This is a genomic window from Microbacterium aquimaris (genome assembly GCF_039531285.1).
Lineage (GTDB): Bacteria > Actinomycetota > Actinomycetes > Actinomycetales > Microbacteriaceae > Microbacterium > Microbacterium aquimaris.
Window position 1 is genome coordinate 780,955 of the sequence record NZ_BAAAPT010000002.1, and the last position, 24,497, is coordinate 805,451.

The 24,497-nt window shown below is 69.4% G+C and carries 19 protein-coding genes and 1 riboswitch; of the genes, 10 read left to right on the plus strand and 9 right to left on the minus strand.

Annotated elements, in window-relative coordinates:
* Positions 1-51: 51 nt before the first annotated feature.
* Positions 52-1,965 (minus strand): translational GTPase TypA, encoded by a 1,914-nt coding sequence (gene typA, locus ABD204_RS13330; RefSeq protein ID WP_194424422.1) that lies wholly within the window; start codon positions 1,963-1,965, stop codon positions 52-54.
* 138 nt (positions 1,966-2,103) lie between these two features.
* Positions 2,104-3,777 (minus strand): ABC transporter ATP-binding protein, encoded by a 1,674-nt coding sequence (locus tag ABD204_RS13335; protein ID WP_194424421.1) that lies wholly within the window; start codon positions 3,775-3,777, stop codon positions 2,104-2,106.
* A 51-nt stretch (positions 3,778-3,828) separates the two neighbouring features.
* On the opposite strand from ABD204_RS13335, the gene ABD204_RS13340 reads away from it, so the two are divergent.
* Positions 3,829-4,425: a PH domain-containing protein gene (locus ABD204_RS13340; protein ID WP_194424420.1), complete on the plus strand. Its 597-nt coding sequence runs from the start codon at positions 3,829-3,831 to the stop codon at positions 4,423-4,425.
* Positions 4,426-4,436: 11 nt separating this feature from the next.
* Here ABD204_RS13340 and ABD204_RS13345 read toward each other — a convergent pair whose 3' ends face one another.
* The 3 genes from ABD204_RS13345 to ABD204_RS13355 form a co-directional block, all read right to left on the minus strand.
* On the minus strand, positions 4,437-5,651 hold the full coding sequence (locus ABD204_RS13345) for an ABC transporter permease (protein ID WP_194424419.1): 1,215 nt from the start codon (positions 5,649-5,651) through the stop codon (positions 4,437-4,439).
* Position 5,652: 1 nt separating this feature from the next.
* Positions 5,653-7,200 carry an ABC transporter permease gene (locus tag ABD204_RS13350; protein WP_194424418.1) on the minus strand — a complete coding sequence of 516 codons (1,548 nt, stop codon included), beginning with the start codon at positions 7,198-7,200 and terminating at the stop codon, positions 5,653-5,655.
* Positions 7,201-7,278: 78 nt separating this feature from the next.
* Positions 7,279-9,057 (minus strand): ABC transporter family substrate-binding protein, encoded by a 1,779-nt coding sequence (locus ABD204_RS13355; RefSeq protein WP_194424417.1) that lies wholly within the window; start codon positions 9,055-9,057, stop codon positions 7,279-7,281.
* Positions 9,058-9,226: 169 nt separating this feature from the next.
* Between ABD204_RS13355 and ABD204_RS13360 the strand changes: the two genes are divergently transcribed.
* Positions 9,227-10,006 (plus strand): CPBP family intramembrane glutamic endopeptidase, encoded by a 780-nt coding sequence (locus ABD204_RS13360; RefSeq protein ID WP_322597581.1) that lies wholly within the window; start codon positions 9,227-9,229, stop codon positions 10,004-10,006.
* 219 nt (positions 10,007-10,225) lie between these two features.
* Complete coding sequence (locus ABD204_RS13365) at positions 10,226-11,191, plus strand: hypothetical protein (protein WP_194424416.1); 966 nt, start codon at positions 10,226-10,228, stop codon at positions 11,189-11,191.
* An 89-nt stretch (positions 11,192-11,280) separates the two neighbouring features.
* Here the strand turns inward: ABD204_RS13365 and gcvP are convergent, their stop codons facing one another.
* The 3 genes from gcvP to gcvT all read right to left on the minus strand — a co-directional run bounded on the left by gcvP (position 11,281) and on the right by gcvT (position 15,691).
* A complete protein-coding gene (gene gcvP, locus ABD204_RS13370) occupies positions 11,281-14,127 on the minus strand; it encodes an aminomethyl-transferring glycine dehydrogenase (RefSeq protein WP_241748003.1) in 2,847 nt (948 codons plus the stop codon).
* A gap of 62 nt (positions 14,128-14,189) precedes the next feature.
* Positions 14,190-14,573: a glycine cleavage system protein GcvH gene (gcvH, locus tag ABD204_RS13375; protein WP_194424414.1), complete on the minus strand. Its 384-nt coding sequence runs from the start codon at positions 14,571-14,573 to the stop codon at positions 14,190-14,192.
* Positions 14,570-15,691 carry a glycine cleavage system aminomethyltransferase GcvT gene (gene gcvT / locus ABD204_RS13380; protein WP_194424413.1) on the minus strand — a complete coding sequence of 374 codons (1,122 nt, stop codon included), beginning with the start codon at positions 15,689-15,691 and terminating at the stop codon, positions 14,570-14,572. Before gcvT ends, gcvH begins: the two co-directional genes overlap by 4 nt.
* A 151-nt stretch (positions 15,692-15,842) precedes the next feature.
* A riboswitch (glycine riboswitch) is annotated at positions 15,843-15,933 on the minus strand.
* Between the two features lie 153 nt (positions 15,934-16,086).
* On the opposite strand from gcvT, the gene ABD204_RS13385 reads away from it, so the two are divergent.
* The 3 genes from ABD204_RS13385 to ABD204_RS13395 are packed head-to-tail and all read left to right on the plus strand — an operon-like array spanning position 16,087 to position 18,654.
* On the plus strand, positions 16,087-17,061 hold the full coding sequence (locus ABD204_RS13385; protein ID WP_194424412.1) for a methionine ABC transporter ATP-binding protein: 975 nt from the start codon (positions 16,087-16,089) through the stop codon (positions 17,059-17,061).
* Complete coding sequence (locus ABD204_RS13390; RefSeq protein ID WP_194424411.1) at positions 17,058-17,810, plus strand: methionine ABC transporter permease; 753 nt, start codon at positions 17,058-17,060, stop codon at positions 17,808-17,810. The genes ABD204_RS13385 and ABD204_RS13390 overlap by 4 nt, the downstream gene beginning before the upstream one ends.
* A 22-nt stretch (positions 17,811-17,832) precedes the next feature.
* A complete protein-coding gene (locus ABD204_RS13395; protein WP_194424410.1) occupies positions 17,833-18,654 on the plus strand; it encodes a MetQ/NlpA family ABC transporter substrate-binding protein in 822 nt (273 codons plus the stop codon).
* A gap of 65 nt (positions 18,655-18,719) precedes the next feature.
* On the opposite strand, the gene ABD204_RS13400 is transcribed toward ABD204_RS13395, so the two are convergent.
* Positions 18,720-19,892: a MarP family serine protease gene (locus ABD204_RS13400; RefSeq protein ID WP_194424409.1), complete on the minus strand. Its 1,173-nt coding sequence runs from the start codon at positions 19,890-19,892 to the stop codon at positions 18,720-18,722.
* Positions 19,893-20,013: 121 nt separating this feature from the next.
* Between ABD204_RS13400 and ABD204_RS13405 the strand changes: the two genes are divergently transcribed.
* Genes ABD204_RS13405 through nadC form a run of 4 tightly spaced genes read left to right on the plus strand, consistent with a single transcriptional unit; the run spans position 20,014 to position 24,496 of the window.
* Entirely contained in the window at positions 20,014-20,730 is a 717-nt protein-coding gene (locus ABD204_RS13405) for an NUDIX hydrolase (protein WP_194424991.1), read from the plus strand.
* A 27-nt stretch (positions 20,731-20,757) separates the two neighbouring features.
* Positions 20,758-22,080 carry a quinolinate synthase NadA gene (gene nadA / locus ABD204_RS13410; RefSeq protein ID WP_194424408.1) on the plus strand — a complete coding sequence of 441 codons (1,323 nt, stop codon included), beginning with the start codon at positions 20,758-20,760 and terminating at the stop codon, positions 22,078-22,080.
* A complete protein-coding gene (gene nadB / locus ABD204_RS13415; protein WP_194424407.1) occupies positions 22,077-23,639 on the plus strand; it encodes an L-aspartate oxidase in 1,563 nt (520 codons plus the stop codon). Before nadA ends, nadB begins: the two co-directional genes overlap by 4 nt.
* Positions 23,633-24,496 carry a carboxylating nicotinate-nucleotide diphosphorylase gene (nadC, locus tag ABD204_RS13420; protein ID WP_194424406.1) on the plus strand — a complete coding sequence of 288 codons (864 nt, stop codon included), beginning with the start codon at positions 23,633-23,635 and terminating at the stop codon, positions 24,494-24,496. Before nadB ends, nadC begins: the two co-directional genes overlap by 7 nt.
* Position 24,497: the final 1 nt, after the last annotated feature.

A 24,497-nucleotide genomic window follows, 5' to 3' on the forward strand; every position in this document is an offset into this window, starting at 1 on the left:
GATATCCTGCGTCCTTCACGCCGCGACGATCGTGCGGCGCACCGGAGCGGGTCAGGCGTTGGCGTCCTGGCGCTTGAGACGGCTGGTCTGGCGGGCACGCTCGGTCTGGTCGAGGATGACCTTGCGGATCCGCACCCGCTCCGGGGTGACCTCGACGCACTCGTCCTCGCGGGCGAACTCCAGGCACTCCTCGAGCGAGAGCTGGCGCGGCGGGGTGAGCTTCTCGAGTTCGTCCGCCGTCGACGAGCGCATGTTCGTGAGCTTCTTCTCCTTGGTGATGTTCACATCCATGTCCTCGGAGCGGGTGTTCTCCCCCACGACCATGCCTTCGTACACCTCCTCGGTGGGCTGAACGAAGAACGACATCCGCTCCTGCAGGGCCATCATCGCGAACGGCGTCACCACACCGGCGCGGTCGGCGACGATCGAGCCGTTCTGGCGCGCGACGATCTGACCGGCCCAGTCGTCGTAACCGTGCGAGATGGCGTTGGCGATGCCGGTGCCGCGGGTGGCGGAGAGGAACTCGGTGCGGAAGCCGATGAGGCCACGCGACGGGACGACGAACTCCATGCGGACCCAACCGGTGCCGTGGTTGACCATCGTCTCCATGCGGCCCTTGCGGCCGGCCATGAGCTGGGTGATCGCCCCGAGGTACTCCTCGGGGGCATCGATCGTCAGGTGCTCGAAGGGCTCCTGGACCTTCCCGTCCTCACTCCGACGCGTGACCACCTGCGGCTTGCCGACGGTGAGCTCGAAGCCCTCGCGGCGCATGTTCTCCACGAGGATCGCCAGAGCCAGCTCGCCGCGGCCCTGCACCTCCCACGCGTCGGGGCGCCCGATGTCGACCACCTTGAGTGACACGTTGCCGATCAGTTCACGGTCCAGGCGGTCCTTGACCATGCGGGCGGTGAGTTTGTGCCCCTTGACCTTGCCGACCAGCGGCGAGGTGTTGGTGCCGATGGTCATCGAGATGGCGGGGTCGTCGACCGTGATGGCCTTGAGCGGCCGGACGTCCTCGGGGTCGGCGATGGTCTCGCCGATGGTGATGTCCTCGAAGCCGGCGACCGCGACGATGTCGCCGGGGCCGGCGGAGTCGGCCGGGTAGCGCTCGAGCGCGCGGGTCTTCAGCAGCTCGGTGATGCGGGCGTTGGAGTGGGTGCCGTCGTGACGCACCCAGGCCACGGTCTGACCCTTCTTCAGCGTGCCGTTGAACACACGCAGCAGCGCGAGGCGGCCCAGGAACGGGCTCGAGTCGAGGTTGGTGACCCACGCCTGCAGCGGCGCCTCATCGTCGTACGCCGGCGCGGGGACGTGCTCGAGGATCGCTTCGAACAGCGGCTCGAGGTCGTCGTTGTCGGGCAGGTCGCCGTTGGCGGGGCGGGTGCGCGAAGCGGCCCCGGCGCGTCCGGAGGCGTAGACGACGGGGACGTCGAGGAGGGCGTCGACGTCCAGGTCGGGGACATCCTCCTGGAGGTCGGAGGCCAGACCCAGCAGCAGGTCGTGCGCCTCCTCCTCCACCTCCGCGATGCGAGCGTCGGGACGATCGGTCTTGTTCACGAGCAGAATCACCGGGAGCTTCGCCTCGAGCGCCTTGCGCAACACGAAACGGGTCTGCGGAAGAGGCCCCTCGGACGCATCGACCAACAGCACGACACCGTCGACCATCGACAGGCCGCGCTCGACCTCGCCACCGAAGTCGGCGTGGCCCGGGGTGTCGATGACGTTGATCGTCACGGCTTCGTCGGTGTGGGCGCCGTTGTAGGTGATCGCGGTGTTCTTGGCGAGGATCGTGATCCCCTTCTCGCGCTCCAGGTCGTTGGAGTCCATCGCGCGTTCCTCGACGTTCGAGTGGTCGCCGAACGACCCCGTCTGCCGCAGCATGGCATCCACCAAAGTGGTCTTGCCGTGGTCGACGTGAGCGACGATCGCGACGTTGCGGAGGTCGGTGCGAAGGGCGTGCGCCATGGGGGTGTCCTTGCCGAGTGAGGGAAAATGCCCGGAACCGGGCCTTCCCACTCTACCGGGCCCCTCCGCGCACCCGGTCACGAGCCTCTCAGCCTCGCCGCACGCGCGCCCTATCCGGTGCGCGCCGACCGCGGCGGACTACTCGCCTTTGGCGGCCGAACGCGCCTCGCGACGCGCCCGCTGCTCGTCGGGATCCGGGACCGGCACCGCCGAGATGAGGCGCTGCGTGTACGGGTCCTGAGGGTCGCGCAAGATCTGATCGCGCGTGCCGATCTCCACGAGCTTTCCCTTGTGCATCACCGCGATGCGGTCGGCGAGCTGGTCCACGACCGCCAGGTCGTGGGTGACGAACAGGCACCCGAAGCCGAGATCGCGCTGCAGATCCTGGAACAGCTCGAGCACACGCGCCTGCACCGACACGTCGAGCGCACTGGTCGGCTCGTCCGCGACCAACAGTTTCGGCTTCAGCGCCAGGGCACGGGCGATGCCGATGCGCTGACGTTGACCGCCGGACAGCTCGTGCGGGTAGCGGTTGCGCATCGATCGGGGCAACTCCACCGCGTCCAGCAGCTCCTCGACGCGCTGGTTCATCTCCTTGCGCCCGAAACCACCGGCCAGCAGGAGCGGCTCGGCGATCGACTCGCCGACCGGGATGCGCGGGTTCAGCGACGATCCCGGGTCCTGGAAGACGATCCCGATGTCGCGTCGGACGCTTCGCAGGTCTCCACGCGACACGCCCGACATCTTGCGTCCGGCCACCTCGAGATCGCCGGAGTGCACCGGCAACAGGCCGATCGCGGCGCGGCCGATCGTCGTCTTCCCCGAACCCGACTCACCGACCAGGCCGACCACCTCGCCCTTGCGGATGTCCAGGTCGATGCCGTCAACGGCGCGGAACGCCGGCACCCGGCCGCGCTTGGGGTACTCGATGACGAGGTCCTTCATGTGCAGCACGTTCTCGTTCTCGAGACGCTTCGCCTTCGAGGTCTCGTCGGAGGAGGCCGTTCCCAGGTGCGGTACCGAGGCCAGCAACGCCTGGGTGTACGGGTGCTGTGCTTCCCGGAAGACATCGGCGACCTTGCCGTGTTCGACGACGGCGCCGTCCTTCATGACGATCACCTGATCGGCGAGGTCGGCGACGACACCCATGTCGTGGGTGATCAGCACGATCGCCGAGCCCATGTCGGTGTGCAGGCGCCGCATGAGGTCGAGGATTTCGGCCTGCACCGTCACGTCGAGCGCCGTGGTCGGCTCATCGGCGATGAGCAGCTTCGGGTCGTTCGACATCGACTGCGCGATCATCGCACGCTGACGCTGACCACCCGAGAGCTGGTGCGGGAAGGAGTCGAACGCCTTCTTCGGGTCGGGCATCTCGACCTGCGCGAGCAACTCGAGGGCGCGCGTTGCCGCCTCCGCCTTGTGCATGGTCGGGTTGTGGATCTGGAGCGCCTCCATGATCTGGTACCCGATCGTGTAGACGGGGTTCAGCGCCGTCATCGGCTCCTGGAAGATCACCGAGATCCCCTTGCCGCGCACCTTGCGCAGCTTCGCCGGAGACGCCCCGATGAGCTCGCTGCCGTCGAGCTTGGCGCTGCCCGAGGCGCGACCGTTGCCCGGCAGGAGTCCCAGCACACCCATCGAGCTGGTGCTCTTTCCCGAGCCGGACTCGCCCACGATGGCGAGCACATCCCCCGGGTGGAGGGTGTAGTTGATGCCGCGGGCGGCCGAGACCCACTCGCCCTCGACCCAGAAGTCGATGCCGAGGTCTCGCACTTCGAGCACCGGTGCGGTGCCTGCCTGCGTCTCGTTCACGTGGTGATGCCTTTCAAGAGTCGTTCATGCCGCGTCTGCGACGATAAGAGTGTGTCCGAAGCCCACGTGCTGCGTCCCCGGTTCGGTCGTGTTCTCTCCGCGGTGGTCATCGCGGTGTGCGCGGCCGCCGCGGTGACCGTCGTCATCCAGTCCCCGACCGCCGGCGTGCAGGCCGTTCCCCTGCTCGCCCTGTTCGCCTTCGCGATGTGGGCCGGATACTGGCGACCCGCCGTGCGGGTCGACGACGATGCGGTGATCGTCGAGAACGTCTTCCGCACCATCCGCGTGCCGTTCACGAGAATCCAGCGCATCGATACGCGCTTCGCTCTCACGCTCTACACGCCGGGGATGCGCGTGGCCGCCTGGGCCGCGCCCGCCCCCGGTCGGCACAGCCTGATGCTGGCCCGCCGCGAACAGGGCCAGCACCTCCCCGAGTCGAGCTACCTCGCCGGAACGGTGCGCCCCGGCGATCTCGTCGGCTCCGAGTCCGGCGCGGCGGCCTACATCGTGCGCCGCCGCTGGGAGCAGCTGCGCGACGCCGGCGCCCTCGACGAGACCCTCGGAGCCGTCGAGGTGCGACTGCACACCGCGACCATCGCGGTGGGCGTTGCCCTGATCGGCGCCGTGGTCCTGTCGCTGGTGCTGTAGCGCGGACATCGTCAGGGTCTCTCGCCGGTGCTGCCCGGGGCGTCATCCGCCGCGGACCCCGCGGTGAGTGCGCCGGCGCCGGTGCGGTCGGCACCGCGGGCAGCCCACCAGCGGCGCATCTCGGCCATCGGCCCGTTGAAGTTCGGCACGCGCTTCTGGCGCGGGTCGAACGCGTCGCGCAGACCGTCGCCGACGAAGTTGATGCACAGGGCAATCGCGATGATGAAGATACCGGGCCACCAGAACAGCCATGGGCGTGTCGAGAACGCACCCTGGTATTCGTTGATGAGCTGTCCCAGCGAGATGTCCGGCGTCCGGATACCGAAGCCGAGGAAGCTCAGCGACACTTCGATCAGGATCGCCGCGCTCATCAGCAGGGTGGCGTTCACGACGATGACCCCGACGGTGTTCGGCAGGATGTGGGTGAAGATGATCCGTCGGTCGCTGGCACCGGCCACGCGCGCGGCGTCCACGAACTCCCGTTCTCGCAGCGCGAGGAACTCCGCACGCACGAGTCGCGCCAGGCCGGTCCACGCCAGGATCCCGATGACGACACCGATGGTGACGGCGTTGCCGCCGACGGTGCGGGCCAGCACGGCGGCCAGCACGAGGATCGGGATGATGATGATGACATCGGTCAGACGCATCAGCAGCGAATCGGTGAATCCGCGGTAGAAGCCGGAGACGGCACCGATCACGGTTCCGATCACCGTGGCCAGGATGCCCACGAGGAAGACCACGAGCAGCGACTGCTGCGTGCCGCGCATCACGCGGGCGAACATGTCCTTGCCGAGGTCGTCCTGACCGAACGGGTGCTCGCCGAACTGGAGCGGCCACAGCTGGAGGGTCGGCGCTCCCCCGTTGACGATGTCGTAGCGGGTCCACCAGTCCTTCGGGTACCACCCGGCGATGCGGAACCCGTCGATCACGAGGGTTCCGGTCGCGGGGTCGACCGTGTAGTTGCCCGTCCCCCCGATGACCGTCCCCACCGAGGTGAAGGCGAGCAGCACGATGAGTGCGAACACGATCAGCGAGATGATCGCGCCCCGGTGGTGCAGGAAGCGGCGCCGCACGATCGCGCCCTGGCTGAGACCGGCGGTCGCGCGTTGCTCGATCGAGGTCTCCTGCCCGCGGTCGTCGCGGTGCTGGCTCTCGAAGTCGTCCTCGTTGGGGAGGAGGTCGTTCGGATTGGCTTCCTGAGGGTTGTGTTGATTCTGGTTCGACATGTCAGCTCACCCGGATTCGGGGGTCCAGCGCCGAGTACAGCAGGTCGGCGACGATGTTGAAGAGCACGGCGAGCACGCCGGTCACGAGGAAGAAACCCATCATCAGGTTGACGTCGGTATGCTCCAGCGCGTCGGAGAACACCGCACCCATCCCCTTCCAGGCGAAGACCGTCTCGGTGATCACCGCGCCGCCGATCAAGCCGCCGAAGTCGAACGCGATGATCGTCGCGATGGGGATCATCGCGTTGCGGAAGGCGTGGCGCATCACCACGACCCGCTCCGACAGGCCCTTCGCACGGGCGGTGCGCACGTAGTCCTGGTTCATGACTTCGAGCAGGCTCGCACGCGAGTAGCGGGTGTACGCCGCGAGCGAGATGAGCATCAAGGTCAGGGTCGGCAGGATCAGGTGCGTGAGTGAATCGAGCATCTGCAGCCAGTAGTCGTCGGTGCGGTCGATCGCCGGCGTCGAGGCGCCGATGGTCGAGATGACACCGCTGGAGAGCGGGATGATCGACTCGTAGGTCGCCCACCGCTGGAACATCTGGTCGAATACGAGCGGGATGGTACCGAGCCCCGCCGCGAGCCCGACGACACGCGCCATGTAGGCCTTGCGGTCGCCGCCGAAGATCAACCCGACGATCGCGCCGATCGCGACCAGGGCGGCCGCGGTGATGAGGATTGTCCACCAGGCGTTGCCGAAGAAGAACAGGTACTGCAGCGGGTAGTAGAGCGCAACCGGTCCGACGACCGCGGCCAGCCCGAAGGCGATGAGCGCCGTGCGGTCTTTCAACCCCGTGGTCAGGCTCGCGACGATCAGCGCGTTGCCGATCGCGAACACGATGACGCCGACCAGGCCGATCGAGGGCTGGTCGAACCAGTTCGTGATCGTCAGGATGGCCAGGAACACCCCACCGGCGATGCCGGTGAACACGAACGTCTTTATCCGTGTACTGAGGGACCCGCCGACGATCGCCATGAAGACGAACCCGACGACGAACGCGAAGATGATGATGAACCACCACGGGATCACCGGATCACCCAGGAACTGGTTGAAGGCGATGCCGCCGTACTGTTTCAGGATCACGGCCACCCAGAACACCGGCAGCGAGTAGAAGACGAACGTGGCGAAGGTCACCGTGTAGTCGTATCCGCTGTACTGGCGAAGCGCGGTGGTCATACCGATCGCGACACCGAACAGGATCGACAGCACCGTTGCGACGGTGATCAGCTGGAGGGTGGAGCCCATCGCGGTGGCGATGACCTCGGTGACGGGCAGTTCGCCTCGGGCGACCGAGATGCCGAGGTCGCACTGACCGATCAGGCAGCCTGCGGCGCCGGGGAGCCACGTGAAGTAGCGGAGGGTCGGGGGGACGTCGAGCTGCAGCTTCTGAGTGAGGTCCGCGATCAGGAACTGTGCGTTCTGATCGCGGCTCTGCCGCAGTTCTTCGAGGGGATCGCCGGAGATGGCCGTCAGAACGTAGACGACGTAGGAGGCGACCAGAAGGACGAGAAGGGTGGCGACGAGTCGCCGGGCCACGAACGAGAGCACCGAGAGGGTCCTTAGGGTAATCCAACGTGGATGGTGGGCCGGATGCGGAGCACCCGGCCCACCACCTATGCGGTTCGCTTACTCGGCGTCAGCACCGGTGGTCGGTGCCCACTCCCAGAAGTTCCAGAAGTAGTACGGCGCGAGCGGAGCCGGGGCGATGCCCTCGACACCCTTGTCCCATGCCGTCAGACCCGGGAACTGGTACAGCGTGATGCCGTAGCCGTCGGTCCACAGTTCCTTCTCCACGTCGATCTGGATCTGGATCTGCTCTTCTTCGTCCAGCTCGGTCTCGAGGTCCTTCAGACGCTGGTCGACGATCTCGTTCGAGTAGCCACCGAAGTTCGAGGGCTGGCCCGTGCCGAGGTACTGGTCGGTGCCGGTCAGCGCGAGGCTGGTCGACGCCCAGGCGAAGATCACCGCGTCGTGCGGGTTGATCGGGTTCGCGGCGGTGTCGGTGAACTCCCAGTTGGGCTCGGAGTCGTCGATCACGTTGAAGCCGGCGAGTGCGGCCGAGGTGGCGATGAGCTCGTACTCGGCGGCGCGACGCTCGTTGCCCTCCGGGTACCAGAACTTCACGTCGACGGTGCCTTCGACACCGGCGTCGGCGAGGAGCTGCTTGGCACCCTCGATGTCGACCTCGTTGTACTCGGCCGAACCGTTCGCCTCGACGATGGGCTCGTACATCGGCGATCCGGGGATCTGCAGGATCGAGTCGCGGACCTCGGCGTTCGGGTTCAGCGGACGGATCAGCTTCTCGACGATCTCCTCGCGGGGGATGGTCTTGAGGAACGCGGTGCGCACCATCTGCGCCTTCGCCTCGTCGCCACCGTAGGTCGCCGGGTCGAACGGTCCACCGTTGTTGAAGGTGAGGTCGACGTGCTCGTAGGTCGCCTCGTCACCGGTGTAGTAGTCGGCCGTCTCGGTCTCCTGCACGAGCTGCAGCACGTCGGGCGTCGGCTGGCCCGAGGCCACCTGCACGTCCTGGTTCTGCAGCGACTGCACCTGAGCGGTCGGGTCGGCGATCTGACGCACCGTGATGCGCTGGTACTTCGGCGAGGGACCCCAGGCGAACGAGTCGTTCGCGACGAGGGTGACGTAGTCCTCCTCGACGAGCTCTTCGACGATGTACGGACCGTATGAGAGGGTGATCAGCTCGTTGTCCGGCGTGTTGGCCTGCTGGAAGTCGAGCTCCCAGGCCTCGGCGACCGGTGCGAGCCACTCCTCGTCGCCGTTCTGGATGGCCTCGACCAGCTGGTCCTTGGCCTCCTGCGGGTCCTCGATCTCGGGGTAGGCCAGCATGACCGCGGCGTGCGCGGCGACCGAACCGGTCGTGAACTGGACCTCCCAGTCGACGTAGGGCACGTCGTAGACGAGGGTCAGCTTGTTGTCCTCGATCTCGGGCACGGCCGTGGCGAGGTCGGGACGCGGGTTGGCGTAGTTGAAGAGGAACCCGTCCTCGGTCTCGAACGCCCCGAAGATGTAGGCCCACGACAGGAGCATGTCGGCCTCGTCGACGGGCGTACCGTCCGACCAGACGACGTCCTCGTTGATGGTGTACTCGACGGTCAGCGGGTCATCGCTGGTCTTCTCGTACGAGCCGAACTCGGTGTTCTGAACGAGCTCGGGCGAGTCGTTGTAGTAGTTGAAGCCCGCGGTCGTCATGTACGCGATGTTCGAGTTCGCGACGTTGTTGCCCGATGTGCTGCTGGTGTTGAAGTTGTCGATGATGTCGTTCCAGGAAACCGTGATCTCGGTGTCCTCGATGACCTCAGACTCGTACGGAACCGAGCAACCGGCGAGAGCAAGTGCTCCCGCGGTGACCAGGCCCGCGCCCGCAGCCAGACGTGTTCTTTTCACGCTGATGTCCTCCAGTGCATGGTGATTGCAGTCTCGAAAACCCGTGGGGTCTCCGGCGACCGCCAGATATCACTGAACCCTAAGCACCGGGTAAGCAAGTATCAAACTTTCGCCCCAAAACGTTACATACCCTTAACTCGTTTCCCGCGGACTGTGACAATCTGACAATGTGACTGTCTCTCCTGCCCCCGCTTCTGCACGTTTCGGCAACGCGCGGACGTGGTGGGAGGTCGGACTGGTCCTGGCCGTGACGGTCGGTCAGTCCGCGGTGTACAGCGTGCTGACCCTGGTGCGCCGCATGCTGGTGGAGACCCCTCTCGGGGATCAACAGGCGCAGCTGAACACCGCGCGCGACGACCTGGCCCTGTGGGATGCGCTGTACCGCCTGCTCGACGTGTTCTTCGACCTGGCTCTGGTGGGCCTGGTGATCTACCTGTTGTGGGAGCCGGGCAGGAACGCCCTGCGCCGCATCGGGCTGGACTTCTCGCGCGTCGGCACCGACGTGGGACGCGGCATCCTGCTCGCGGCGGCCATCGGCATCCCGGGTCTCGCCCTCTACGCCGTCGGCCGGGCACTCGGGGTCACCGTCGCGGTGGTCGCATCGCCGTTGGACGCCGCGTGGTGGACGGTGCCGCTCCTGGTGCTCTCCGCCCTCCGCGCGGGGCTCACCGAGGAGGTCATCTTCATCGCCTACCTCTTCGATCGGCTCCGCCGCGTCGGTTGGTCGACGTGGACGATCATCCTCTCGACCGCGGCGCTGCGCGGCGCTTACCACGCCTACCAGGGGTTCGGCGCGATCGTCGGCAACATGGCGATGGGCGTCGTCTTCGGCTGGTGTTACCACCGCTGGGGCCGCGTGATGCCGCTCGTGATCGCCCACACCCTCCTCGACGTCGTCGCGTTCGTCGGATACCCCCTCGCCGTCGCGCTCTGGCCCTCCCTCTTCTAACCCCTCCCCCGCCGCCCCGCCCCGCCCGCCCCGCTCCGTCCGCGGCGCCGAGACCGGGGTTCGCGTCCGAGACCCGGGTGCGTGCGGCCAGGTCTCGGACATTGGGCCGGGTCTCGGGGGTGCGGCTCTTCTGCTGCACAGCGCAGCGGCCCCGGCAATCATCCACAGGTCCGGGCCCGGCGGACCTCGTTCGGAGAGGATGCGGCCACGCTCGAGGGCATGCAGAGCTCGCCGGTCCCGCTCACCCTCGCTTCGGACGAAGCGCTCGGCGGTGTGCGCTTCCGCACCGAACCGGCTTGGGTGCGCGTGCGGCGCGGGGTGTACGCGCCCCGCGCCGCGTGGGAGGCCCTCGCGCCGTGGGAGCGATACCTGGCTCGGGTGCACGCGGCGAGCGCGCAGCATCCCGGAGCCCTGTTCGCCTTCGAGTCGGCGGCCGCACTGCACGGGCTGCCGATCTTCGGCGAGCCTCGCGACGTGCATCTGATCGACGATACGGGTGGGAAGTCGCGGCGCTACGGCGACCTCGTGATCCACTCGACACGACGACCGCCGCACGCGGCCGACCTCGGCACGGTCTGGGCGACCGGCATACGGGACACCGCGCTCGGCCTCGCCCGAGTTCTTCCTCCCGCGTACGGACTCGCCGTGGTCGACGCCGGGCTCCGCCGGGTCGGCGAGACCGCGGCGAGGTGGCTCGCTGTCGCCCAGGGCCACCTCGATCAGCGCGGTAAGCGGCGAGCGCGGTGGGTGCTCGACCGCGCGACGCCCCGTTCCGAGTCGGTCGGCGAGTCCGTGAGCCGCGCGGTCATCGAGTGGCTCGGATTCCCGGATCCCGAGCTGCAGGTCGTCTTCTCGTCCCCGGGTTTCGAGGATCGTGTCGACTTCTTCTGGCGGTCGGTTCGCGCCATCGGCGAGTCCGACGGTTTCGGGAAGTACGATCGCGCCGACGTCGACGCCACGACGCGGGCTCTCGTCGACGAGAAACGGCGCGAGGATCGGCTCCGACGCCAGGTGGACGGCTTCGCCCGTTGGGACTGGGCGGACACGATGCGCGCCACCCCGCTCGCCGCCGCTCTGACAGCGGGCGGGCTCGACACGATCCGGGCACCACACCGCGCCGCGCTGGCGACGCTGCGGCACCATCCCCGATCATGGCGACACGGCGAAACCCGGCCGCCCGTCTGAGACGCACCCGCACGCGGCCGGGCCTCAGACGCCAACCCCGGCCTCGCCCGCAACGCCGGGTGCCGGAGGCGGGGCGGGGCGGGGTGAGGTCAGGTGAAGGCCTCCGGGGGCGGGCACGCGCACACGAGGTTCCGGTCGCCGTAGGCCTGGTCGATGCGACGGACGGGGGGCCAGTACTTTCCACGCACCAGAGCGCGCACGGGGTACACCGCCGTCTCGCGCGGGTACGGATGCGTCCACTCGGCGACGCTGATGGATTCGGCGGTGTGCGGGGCGTTCACGAGCGGATTGTCATCGGCCGGCCACTCCCCCGCCGCCACACGCTCGGCCTCGCCCTTGATGGCGATCATCGCCTCGACGAATCGGTCCAGCTCGGCGATGTCCTCCGACTCGGTCGGCTCCACCATGAGTGTCCCCGCGACCGGGAACGACATCGTCGGGGCGTGGAAGCCGTAGTCGATGAGGCGCTTGGCGACATCGTCGACGGTGACACCGGTCTGCTCGCGCAGCGGACGCAGGTCGAGGATGCACTCGTGGGCCACGAGGCCGTTCTCCCCCGCGTAGAGCACGGGGAAGTGGTCTTTCAGCCGCGCGGCGATGTAGTTGGCCGCCAGCACCGCCGCCGCGGTGGCGTCGGTGAGACCGCTCGAGCCCATCATGCGCACGTACGCCCACGAGATGGGCAGGATCGAGGCTGAGCCGTAGGGCGCCGCCGAGACCGGCCCTCCCGCGAAGGTGAATCCACCGGCGTGCTCGTGCTGTTGCGCGGCCGTGTGTGAAGGCAGGAACGGCGCGAGGTGTGCCTTCGCGGCGACCGGGCCCACGCCGGGGCCTCCCCCGCCGTGCGGGATCGCGAAGGTCTTGTGCAGGTTCAGGTGCGACACGTCTCCACCGAGGTCGCCGAAACGGGCGAAGCCGACCAGGGCGTTGAGGTTCGCCCCGTCGACGTAGACCTGGCCACCGGCCTCGTGGACGGCACGGGTGATCTCGATCACGTCGTGTTCATAGACCCCGTGCGTCGACGGATAGGTGATCATCAGCGCCGAGAGGGTGTCGCGGTGCGCGTCGACCTTGGCGCGCAGGTCGTCCAGGTCGACGTTGCCCGACTCGTCGCAGGCGACCACGACCACGCGCATCCCGGCGAGCACCGCCGAGGCGGCGTTGGTGCCGTGGGCTGAGGACGGGATCAGGCACACGGTGCGCTCCGTGTCCCCGTTGGCATGGTGGAAGCCTCGGATCGCGAGCAGTCCCGCCAACTCGCCCTGCGAGCCGGCGTTGGGCTGCAACGACACCGCGTCATAGCCGGTGAGGTCGGCGAGCCACTGTTCGAGTTGCGTGACGAGGTCGAGGTATCCGGCCACGTGCTCTGCCGGGGCGAACGGATGCATCCGCGCGAACTCGGGCCAGGACACCGCCGCCATCTCGGTGGCCGCGTTGAGCTTCATGGTGCAGGAACCGAGCGGGATCATGCCGCGGTCCAGCGCGTAGTCGCGATCGGCGAGCCGCTTGAGGTACCGCATCATCGCGGTCTCGGAGTGGTGCGTGGTGAACACCTCGTGCGTCAGGTATTCCTCGGTGCGCGCGAGCGCGTCGGGGAAGGATCGAGCCGCGCCCGGCGCGAAGGCGTGCCATCCCTGTCCGGTGCCGCCGTATCCGCGCCCGCCCGGCCATCCCGGAGCATCTGCCACGCCGAAGACCGAGAGGAGTGCGGGAACCACGTCGGGCGAGGTCGCGGAGACCTCGTCGAAGGCCACGCCCACGGTGACGTCGTCGACGCGGCGCAGCAGGATGCCGCGTTCCCGGGCGGCATCGACGACGGCGTCGGCGTCGGAGACGCGGACCTGGAGCGTGTCGAAGAACGCCTCCGCGACGACCTCCAGGCCCCGAACGCGCAGGGTGTCGGCGACGAGGGTGGCCTGCGCGTGCACCGACTGCGCGATCTCCCGCAGTCGGTGCGGGCCGTGGTAGACGGCGTACATCGCCGCCATCACGGCCAACAGCACCTGCGCGGTGCAGATGTTCGAAGTGGCCTTCTCCCGACGGATGTGCTGCTCGCGCGTCTGCAGCGACAGTCGATATGCGGGGTCGCCGGCGGCGTCCTGGGAGACACCGACCAGGCGCCCGGGCAGTTGCCGCTCGAGTCCCGCGCGCACGGCCATGTAGCCGGCGTGGGGCCCGCCGAAGCCCATCGGCACGCCGAATCGCTGGGTGGTGCCGACGGCGATGTCGGCGCCGAGCGAGCCCGGCGAGCGCAGCAGGGTGAGCGCGAGCAGATCGGCCGCGACCACGACGCGGCCGCCACCGTCACGGACCGCCGCGATGACCGCGCTCGGGTCCCACACCCGCCCCGAGGCCCCGGGGTACTGTACGAACGCCCCGAACGCGTCTGCGTCGAAGGAGGCTCCGGAGGCGAAGTCGACCTCGCGCACCTCGATACCGAGGGCTTCGGCCCGGTGGGCGAGGAGGGCGGCGGTCTGCGGCATCGCGTCGGCGTCGACCAGGAAGACGTCGGAGGCGTTCTTGGACGCCCGGCGGGCGACGAGCATCCCCTCGACCACGGCGGTGGACTCATCGAGCATCGACGCGTTGGCGGTGTCGAGGCCGGTCAGGTCGGTGACCATCGTTTGGAAGGTCAGGAGCGCCTCGAGTCGACCCTGGGAGATCTCGGGCTGGTACGGCGTGTAGGCGGTGTACCAGGAGGGGTTCTCGAACACGTTCCGGGTGATCACCGCCGGGGTGTGGGTGTCGTAGTAGCCCAGTCCGATCATCGATCGTGCGACGGTGTTCGCATCGGCGAGCGCGCGCAGCTCGGTCAGCGTGTCGGCCTCCGCGGCGGGTTCGAGATCGAGGCCCTCCCCGTCGGCGAGTCGGATCGACGCCGGTACGGCCGCGGCCATGAGGGAGGACGCGTCGTCGTAGCCGACCGTGTCGAGCATCACCCGCTGCGCGGTGGCGTCGATACCGATGTGCCGGGCGGCGAACGGCGTCGACCCGAGACTCACGCCTGCCCGCCGGTGAGCTCGAGGTAGGCCGAATGGTCGAGCAGAGCGGCGACGGCGGCGGGGTCGACGGTGAGGGTGAGGAGCCAGCCCTCGCCGAACGGGTCGTCGTTGATCACGGCCGGGTCATCGACGGCGGCGTCGTTGACGGCGGTGACCGTGCCGGAGACCGGCGCGTACAGCTCGCCGACGGACTTGGTCGACTCGATCTCGCCGCACACCACTCCCGCCGAGACCTCGGCCCCGACGGCGGGCAGCTCGACGAAGACGATGTCGCCGAGTTTGTCGGCGGCGAAGGCGGTGATGCCGACGGTCGCGGTGTCGCCGTCCAAGGCGATCCACTCGTGCTCGGCGGTGTACTTCAGGGCGGTCTTATCGGTCATCGGTTCCTCCGGTGGAAGGGCAGGGTGGTCACGGTGGCGGGGATGCGGGTCCCCCGCACGTCGAGAGCGAGTTCGGTCCCCGGCTCGGCGTGGGCGGGGTCGACGAAGGCCATCGCGATGGGGTGGCCCAGCGTGGGACTCAGCGCGCCGCTGGTGACCTCACCGACGGTCTCCTCGCCCGCCAGCACGGCGTAGCCTGCCCGCCCGGCGCGGCGGCCTGCGCCGACGAGCCCGACGAGCACGCGCCGATCCGCTTCGGCCGGCGCGATGAGCGCGGTCTTGCCGACGAAGTCGTCCTTGCCCATCGCGACCACGCGTGCGAGCCCGGCCTGCGCGGGTCGGATGTCGAGGCCGAGCTCGTGGCCGTAGAGGGGCATCCCCGCCTCGAGGCGCAGGGTGTCGCGTGCGGCGAGCCCCGCGGGGACCAGCCCGTGCGGGTCACCCGCGCTCAGCAACGCGTCCCACAGAGCACCGGCCGCATCGACGTCGATGTACAGCTCGAAGCCGTCTTCGCCGGTGTACCCGGTGCGGGCGATGTCGAGCGGAACCCGGCGCCCGTCGTGTGCGAAGCTCCCGTGACGCCAGCGGTAGTACCCGAGGTCCTCGAGCGGGGCCGTCCCGACGTCGAGCCCGTCGACGTCCGCGACGACGCGTTGCGCCCGAGGGCCCTGCACGGCCAGCAGTGCGATCCGCTCGGTGAGATCCTCGACGCTCACCTCGAACCCGACCGACCGCTCCCTGAGCGCGGCGACGACGGCCTCGCGATTGCCCGCGTTGGCCACGACCAGCAGATCGGCGGCGTCGCGGCGATAGACGATCACGTCGTCGACGATCCCGCCGTGCTCGGTCAGGATGAGGGAGTATCTGGCCTGGTCGTCGGCCAGGGCCGACAGGCGTCCCGCGAGGGCGTGATCGAGGAAGCGGCCCGCGTCGGGACCGGTGACGGCGATCTCGGCCATGTGCGAGATGTCGAACAGACCCGCCGCCTGGCGCACGGCGTGGTGCTCGGCGAGGTCCGACGAGTACCGCACCGGCATGAGCCATCCGCCGAAGTCGGTGAACGACGCGCCCAACGCCTGATGACGCGCGTGCAACGCGGTGGTGCGGGGGTCGGTCATGAGTTCTCCCGGTTCTCCTCGGGCATCCGCTCGGATGAGTGGATGTGAACTCCCCCTCTGTCATCGGCCTGAGAGTTTCGTCGGGGCACGGATGCCCTGACTTTCACCGTCGGCGGACCCTCGCGGGCGCGGGTCGCTTTCCAGAGTCGGCCAGATCGGAGCGGTACGCGTTACCTGAGAGATTGGCGGGGAGGCTTGCTCCTTCGGTGCCCGGTCACCCGGGGCTCTCCCGACCCGATCGTCGGCCTGTATTGACGTGTGGGTCCAGCATAGCCAGTCGGTCACACGGTGTAACACGATTGTGCGTGCGCGGCGGATATCCCGCAGGATGGATCTCCTCCCACACCGACGGCGGTGCGCCTCACCGCCCGGTGGAGCGTCCGTCGTGTCTCACCATGATCACGACAACACATCTGTTCACCTCCTTCTCCGGCGTCCGCGCCCTCGACGACGTGTCCCTGTCCGTCCCCGAGGGCGAGATCTTCGGCGTCGTCGGCACCAGCGGCGCCGGCAAGAGCACGCTGGTCCGCACGATCAACGGGCTCGAAAAGCCCGACTCCGGCACCGTCGAGGTCGCCGGTCGTGAGATCACCTCGCTGACCGGGGAGGCGCTGCGCGACGCACGCCACGACATCGGCATGATCTTCCAGCACTTCAACCTGCTTTCGCGCCGCACCGCGGCCGGGAACGTCTCTCTCGCCCTCGAAGCGCAGGGCGTGCCGCGGGCACGGCGTGCGAACCGCGTGCGCGAGATCCTCGACCTCGTGGGTCTGGCCGACAAAGCCGGTTCGTATCCCGCCGAGCTCTCCGGCGGGCAGAAGCAGCGGGTCGGGATCGCCCGTGCGTTGGCGACCAACCCGCGCGTCCTGCTGTCGGACGAGGCCACGAGCGCCCTCGACCCCGAGACGACCCTGAGCATCCTCGACCTGCTGCGCACCCTCAACCGCGAACTCGGGCTGACGGTCCTGCTCATCACGCACGAGATGGACGTCGTCAAGGGCGTGTGCTCGTCGGCGGCCCTCATGGAACGGGGACGTGTGGTGGAGACCGGGCGCCTGCACGACCTGCTGCGCACCCCCGGTTCCGTCATCGCCCGCCAGCTCTTCCCGCTCGGCGCCCTCCCGGCGGCGGGCTCCGGGACCGTCCTCGATGTCACTTTCACGGGGCTGACGGCGAACGAGCCCGTCATCACGCGGCTCGCCCGGCGGCACACCGCCGATGTCGGGCTTCTGGGTGCGGCGATCGAGACGATCGACGGCGTCCAGACCGGCCGCACCCGTCTGGAGATCCCCGCAGGCGCCGACGTGGCCGCCGTCATCGCCGACCTCCGGGCGCAGGATCTTGTCGTCGAGGAGGTGAGCCGCGCATGATCGATTCCGCGGACCCCGGGTTCTGGTCGGATCTGGTCGAGAACGTCGCCCAGGCGACGTGGGAGACCCTCTACATGGTGCTCGCGACCATGCTCATCACGTGGGTGGTCGGACTCGCCGTCGGCGTCGTCCTGGTCGCCACCGACCGCGGGGGCATCCTGCAGGCGCCGTTCGGCAGCCGCGCCCTCGGCCGGACGATCAACATCCTCGTCGCGGTGGTCGTGAACATCACCCGGTCCATCCCGTTCGTCATCCTGATGATCGCCCTCATCCCGGTCACCTTCGTCCTCATCGGGACCTCGTTCGGGTCGACGGCGGCGATCGTTCCCCTCAGCGTCGCGGCCGTGCCGTTCTTCGCCCGCATCGTCGAGATCGCCGTGCGCGAGGTCTCCCCCGGCAAGGTGGAGGCCGCAGACGCCCTCGGTGCCACGCGCTGGCAGATCCTCAGCAAGGTGCTGGTCCCGGAGGCGATGCCGGCGATCGTGCGGGGTTTCACCACGACGGTCATCTCGATCATCAACTTCTCGGCGATCGCGGGCGTCATCGGCGCGGGTGGGCTGGGCGACCTGGCCATCCGTTACGGGTACCAGCGCTACAGCACCGAGTACATCGTGGCGGTCGTGCTGGTCCTGCTCGTCCTCGTGCAGGTGTTGCAGTCCGCCGGCGGCCTCCTCGCCGCTCGCCTCGACCACGAGCGTCCCCGCTCGCGCCGCCGCGCCAGGACCGGCGCCGCGCCCACCGCCGACTGACCTCTTCATCGAAAGGACACCCATGTCTCGCATCCTCCGTCCCGCCGCCGGCATCGCCGCGGCCGCCACCGTCGCCCTGGCGCTCTCCGCCTGTTCGGGCGCCTCGGACACCGAGCCGGCATCGGCCGACGACCTCGGCACCCTCGTCGTGGGCGCGACCGCCGTTCCGGCCGGCGAGATCCTCGCCTTCGTCCAGGACAACCTCGCCGACGAAGCCGGGCTCGAGTTGCAGATCACCGAGTTCAGCGACTACAACACGCCCAACCCGGCGCTCGCGCAGGGCGCCACCGACGCCAACCTGTTCCAGCACAAGCCCTTCCTCGACCTGTTCATCGAGGACTCCGGCGAAGACCTGGTCTCGGTCGGCGAGGTGTATCTGCCGCCGCTGGCGCTGTACTCGGAGACCGTCGACACGGTCGACGACCTGCCCGACGGCGCGTCGATCGCCCTCCCCAACGACGCCAGCAACGAGTCCCGTGCGCTCCTCCTGCTCGCCGACGCGGGTCTCATCGAGACGACGGAGACCCCCACCACGGTCGCCGACATCACCGCCAACCCGCACGAGTTCGCGTTCACCGAGATCGATGCGGCGAGCCTTCCGACCGCGCTGCAGCAGCAGGACGCCGCGATCGTCAACTTCAGCTTCGCCGCCGCGGCCGGCCTGTCGGGCGACCTGCAGATCCTCACCGAGTCGACCGACAGCCCGTACTTCAACATCCTCGCCACCCGTGGCGAGCTGATCGACGACCCGCGCATCGTCACCCTGTACGACCTGCTGACCTCCGACCGGACGCAGGAATGGATCATCGAGAACTACGACGGGCTGGTCATCCCGGCCGAGTGAGGGTCTCTCCCGAATGAGGGGTGGGGGCCTGGGCCCCGCCCCTCATCTCCAGGCAGGCCCCGGGGTCAGGCGGTGCAGGCCCCGGACGACACCGCGTCGACCAGCGCCGGCGCGTCGGCGACGACGTCCACCAGTTCCGCGTTGGTCGCCGCGTACCCGCGGGTGTCGTCGCTCTGTCCACGGGCGAAGACGATTCCGACGACGGCACCGTCACCGGTCAGGACCGGCCCCCCGGAGTTACCCGGGCGCACGAGCGCCTCGAGCGTGTAGATCTCACGCGGGGAGGACTGGTCGGAGTAGATGTCGGGGACCGGGACGGTCCCGGTGGAGAGCACCTGCGCGTTGTTCTGTGTGAACGGCCCGCCCAGCGGGTATCCCTGCACCACGGCCGCCGAGCCCGGCGCGAGCACCTCGCCGAGGACGAGCGGGTCGGCGTCCAACCCGTCGACGGCGATCACCGCGATGTCGTCGACGGCGTCGAAGTAGACCACGCGCCCGGCCAGAGCCTGACCGCCGGGAAGCTGCACGAGAGGCTCGTCGACGCCGGCGATCACGTGGGCGTTGGTGACCACGCGATCCTCGGCGATGACGAAGCCGCTGCCGGTGGAGCTGGTCCCGCAGGCGTAGGCGGTTCCCGACACGCGCGCGACGGATGCCGCCGCCGCGGCCAGCTCGGGGTCATCCAGCGCGATCGGCGGCTCGGTCGCCTGCACCTGCGGCGCCAGCAGCTCCCCGACGCGGGGGATGCCGTCGTCGAGCACGAGCGAGCGCAGCTGTGCCATGGCCAGCGCGACGGGCGTCGGCGTGTAACGGTCGATGGTCTGGAGCACGCGCGAGGAACCGATCGCGGGAGCGAGCATGGGTGCGCCGGTGGCGGTCACGCTCGCGCCGATCAGCGACAGGGCGAGGGCGGTGACCACGACGCCGGCCGCAGCACCCAGCAGCCGGTCGACGAAACGGAGCGGGGTGCGGTCCACACCGGAACGGATTCGCCCGGCGATGCCCGCACCGATCGCGGTGCCCCCCAGCACCAGCAAGAGGGCGAGCCCGACGACGACGAGGGATCGCCACTCGGGATACGGCCACGCGTCGTTGACGAGGGGCACGAGCCACCATGCGGCCAGCACTCCGACGACCAGCCCGATCATCGAGCCCAGGCTCGCGATGAACCCGCGCACCGCGCCGATGACCAACGCGATGACGAGCATCACGATCAACACGATGTCCAGCAGCAGCACGACCCCTCCTTCCTCGAACCCTACGGGGCGCAGCTATGAGAGCGCCCGATGATCGCCGAGCAACGGCGTTTGGAGTTCAGGTCATATCGACACTAAGATCGCTCCGGAGGTAAAGGTCATGATGACACGAAGTGCGGATCGGAACCACGACATCACCCGCGTCGCCGTCTCGACGGTCATCTTCACCGTGCGCCGAACCGGCGACGCGATCTCGCTCAGCCTCCCGCTCGTGCGCCGCACCCGTGATCCCCACGAGGGACAATGGGCCCTGCCCGGCGGGTGGCTCGACATCTCCGAGAGCCTCGATGCCGCCGCCTCGAGAACCCTCGCCGAGACGACGGGCCTGCAGCCGAGCTACCTCGAACAGCTCTACGCCTTCGGCGCGGTGGACCGCTCCCCGAGCCGTGTGGTCTCGATCGTGTACTGGGCGCTGCTGCGTCAAGACGACGTGGACGCCCAGGTGGCCGCGCACGCCGCCGCAGGCGACGCCCCCGAGAACGTCGCGTGGTTCGACGCCACCGACCTCCCGGGGCTCGCGTTCGACCACAACGACATCGTGGACTACGCCCTGTGGCGACTGCGCAACAAGGTCGGCTACAGCCGGATCGCGCACGGCCTGTTGGCGGACGAGTTCACCCTGGCCGAGCTACGCGAGGTCTATGAGGCGATCCTGCGCCGCAGGCTGGACCCGGCGAACTTCCGCCGTCAGGCGGAGGGGTCGGGCACCCTCATCCCCACCGAGCGTTTCCGCACCGGCAGCCACCGCCCGGCGCGGCTGTACCGCTACAACCGCGACGTCGAACTGGCCGACCACGGGCCGCTCGGCGTACGCGCCTGAGACCACCACCGAGAGAAAGAGGACGCCATGGCCGCCATCCCCGTCACGCCGCAGCCCCGTCCCGCCGACCCCTCCGTCGACCACCTCATCCAGCAGATCGTCGCGGGCCCCGACGCGTCGGCGACGTGCTCCGCCGACCTTGCCGCCGGCCCCTGGGAGATCGACACCCGACCCGGATACGGACCCGGTGCGTCGATGGGCGATGTGATCCCCACGGGCGCGCCGCGTCAGGGGGAGCTGCCCGCGGAGTACCGCGAAGCCGACGACACCGAGCTGGACGCGAGGATCCGCGCGGCCAAGCAGACACTCGGAGACCGCGTGGTCATCCTCGGCCACTTCTACCAACGCGAGGAGGTCGTCACCCACGCCGACTACGTGGGCGACTCGTTCCAGCTCGCCAACGCCGCACTCGAGCACCCGGACGCGGAGGCGATCGTCTTCTGCGGCGTTCACTTCATGGCCGAGACGGCGGATCTGCTCTCCCGACCGGAGCAGGCGGTCATCCTCCCCAACCTCGCCGCGGGCTGCTCGATGGCCGACATGGCCGACATCGACCAGGTCGAGGAGTGCTGGGAGCAACTCGAAGAGGTGTACGGAGACATGACGGCCGTCGATGCCGACGGACGAGTGCCGGTGATCCCGGTCACGTACATGAACTCCTCCGCGGCCATCAAAGGCTTCGTCGGACGCCACGGCGGAATCGTGTGCACCTCCTCGAACGCGCGCACGGTGCTGGAGTGGGCGTTCGAGCGCGGGCGCCGCGTGCTGTTCTTCCCCGACCAGCATCTCGGGCGCAACACCGCGAAGGCGATGGGTGTACCGCTGGACCGGATGCCGATGTGGAACCCGAACCGCCCCCTCGGCGGATCGGACCAAGAGACCCTCACCGACGCACGCGTCATCCTGTGGCACGGCTTCTGCTCGGTGCACCGCCGGTTCACGGTCGACCAGATCGACAAGGCGCGCGCCGAGCATGCCGGCGTACGCGTGATCGTGCACCCCGAGTGCCCGATGGCGGTCGTCGACGCCGCGGACGAGGCCGGCTCCACGGACTACATCCGCAAGGCGATCGAGGCCGCGGACGAGCCCACCACGTTCGCGATCGGAACCGAGATCAATCTCGTGCAGCGCTTGGCCGCCGAGCACCCGCAGCACACGATCTTCTGCCTCGACCCGGTGGTGTGCCCGTGTTCGACGATGTACCGCATCCACCCGGGTTACCTGGCCTGGACCCTCGAGGCACTCGTGGCCGGGACGGTCGAGAACCGCATCACGGTACCCGCCGACGTCGCCGACCCCGCCCGCGTCGCCCTCGAGCGGATGCTGGCGGCCAAGCCCCCGGCCGCATGAGGAGTCACGCGACGACGTCGCTGGTCGTGGTCGGAAGTGGGATCGCGGGTCTCACGACCGCGCTGCACGCCGCCTCGCGGGGGGCCCGGGTCACGGTGGTGACCAAGCGCACCCTCGAGGACACCGCAACGTCGTGGGCGCAAGGCGGGATCGCCGCGGTGACCGACGACGGTGACAGCGTCGCCTCCCATGCCGAGGACACCCTCACCGCGGCCGCGGGTCTGGGAGACCCCGCCGCCGCGCAGCTGGTCGCCGCCGGCGGCGCCGACGCGATCGCCGACCTGGTCTCGCGGGGTGTCGTCTTCGACACCGACGCCGCGGGGCACCACGTGCGCGGTCTGGAAGCCGCCCACTCCCATCCGCGGATCATCCACGCCGGCGGGGACGCGACGGGCCGCGAGATCCAGCGCGCGCTGTCCGCCGCCGCGCGCACCGCCTCGAGGATCACCGTCCGCGAGCACGGCATCGCCGTCGACATCGTTCTGGAGGACGGCCGCGCCCGCGGCGTGCGCCTTCTCGGCGGAGACATCCTCCGCGCGGATGCGGTCGTCTTGGCCACCGGTGGCGCGGGAGCGCTGTTCGCGCACACGACCAATCCGCCCGTGGCCACCGCGGACGGGGTGGCGATGGCGCTGCGCGCGGGCGCGGCGGTGACCGACCTGGAATTCGTGCAGTTCCATCCGACCGTGCTCGACGCCGCGGAACCGTTCCTGGTGTCCGAGGCCGTCCGGGGCGAGGGTGCGGTACTCCTCGACGACAGCGGTCGCCGCTTCGCTCTGGATGCCCATCCGGAGGGCGAGCTGGCACCCCGGGACGTGGTGTCCCGCGCCATCGCGGACGCGATGGCGCGCCAGGGCGGTCGGAGCGTACGGCTGGACGCGACCGTCCTGCGTGAAGAGACCTCCGCGTGTGCGGCCTTCCTCGCCGACCGGTTCCCCACGATCGACCGGGCGGTGCGCGCCGCGGGCCTCGACTGGTCTGTGACGCCCGTCCCGGTCACCCCCGCCGCCCACTACCTGATGGGCGGGGTCGTCACCGACCTCGACGGACGTACGAGCATCCCGGCCCTGTTCGCCGCCGGCGAGACGGCGCGAACGGGCCTGCACGGCGCCAATCGTCTCGCGTCGAACTCATTGCTCGAGGGGGTCGTCTTCGGCACCCGGGTCGCCGCGGCCGCGACCTCGGACGCCGCGGGAGCCTCGTGGCCGGAGATCGGCGGCGGCGGCCCGACGCCGCAGGTGACCGTCGCCGACGAGGAGCCGGAACCGTTCACCCGCGCGGCGCTGCAACGACTCATGTGGGAGCACGCCGGCCTCCGCCGCGAGGGGGGCGGTCTTGTGCGTGCGGCCGCGACCGTCGCCGCATGGCGCAACGGCCGCCCCGCGCGCGCCGCCACACCGGCGGGCGTCGAAGACGACAACCTCCTGCTCGTCGCGGCCCACATGCTCGCCGCTGCCGAAGCGCGCCGCGAGTCCGTCGGCGCCCACTTCCGCACCGACGGCACGTGTCCCGATGCGCCACCCGCCCCCTCCCCCACCCTGATCGGAGCCCCATGCTGACACCACGCGTGATCGAACGGATCGTCGAGGCGGCCCTCGACGAAGACGCACCCTGGGGCGACATCACCAGCGAGACCCTCATCCCCGAAGACGCGATCGCCCGCGCGGAGCTGACCTCCCGCGAACCGGGGGTGTTCTCCGGCGGCGAGGTGTTCGCCACGGCGTTCCGACTGACGGACCCCGCGATCCACGTCGACGTGCGCTACGCCGACGGGGAGGCGTTCGCCGCACGCCGCACCCTCGCGGTCGTCAGTGGCCCGGCCCGCGCCGTCCTGACCGCCGAGCGGGTGGGGCTGAATTTCGTGCAGCGGATGTCGGGGGTCGCCACGCTCACGGCGCGCTACGTCGCAGAAGTCGCCCACACCGGCGCGCGCATCGCCGACACCCGTAAGACCACGCCGCTGCTGCGCGCCTTCGAGCGTCACGCCGTCCGGTGCGGCGGGGGACACAACCACCGCACCTCGCTCAGCGATGCGGTCATGGCCAAGGACAACCACCTCGCCGTCCTCAAGGACCGAGGCGTCTCGGTGACCGCCGCCCTGAACGGCGCGATCGCCCGCCTGCCGCACACGACGCACGTCGAGGTGGAGGTCGACCGCATCGACCAGATCGACGCGGTCCTGGCCGCGGGGGTCGACACGATCATGCTCGACAACTTCTCCCTCGACGACCTGCGGGCGGGCGTCCGGCGCATCGGCGGCGGCGCGACGGTGGAGGCGTCGGGGGGCATCTCGCTGGAAAGCGTCCGTGCCGTGGCCGAGACCGGCGTCGACGTCATCTCGGTCGGGGCCCTGACCCACTCCGCGCGTGCCCTGGACCTCGGACTCGACATCCGCGTCGACGTCCACGAGGAATAGT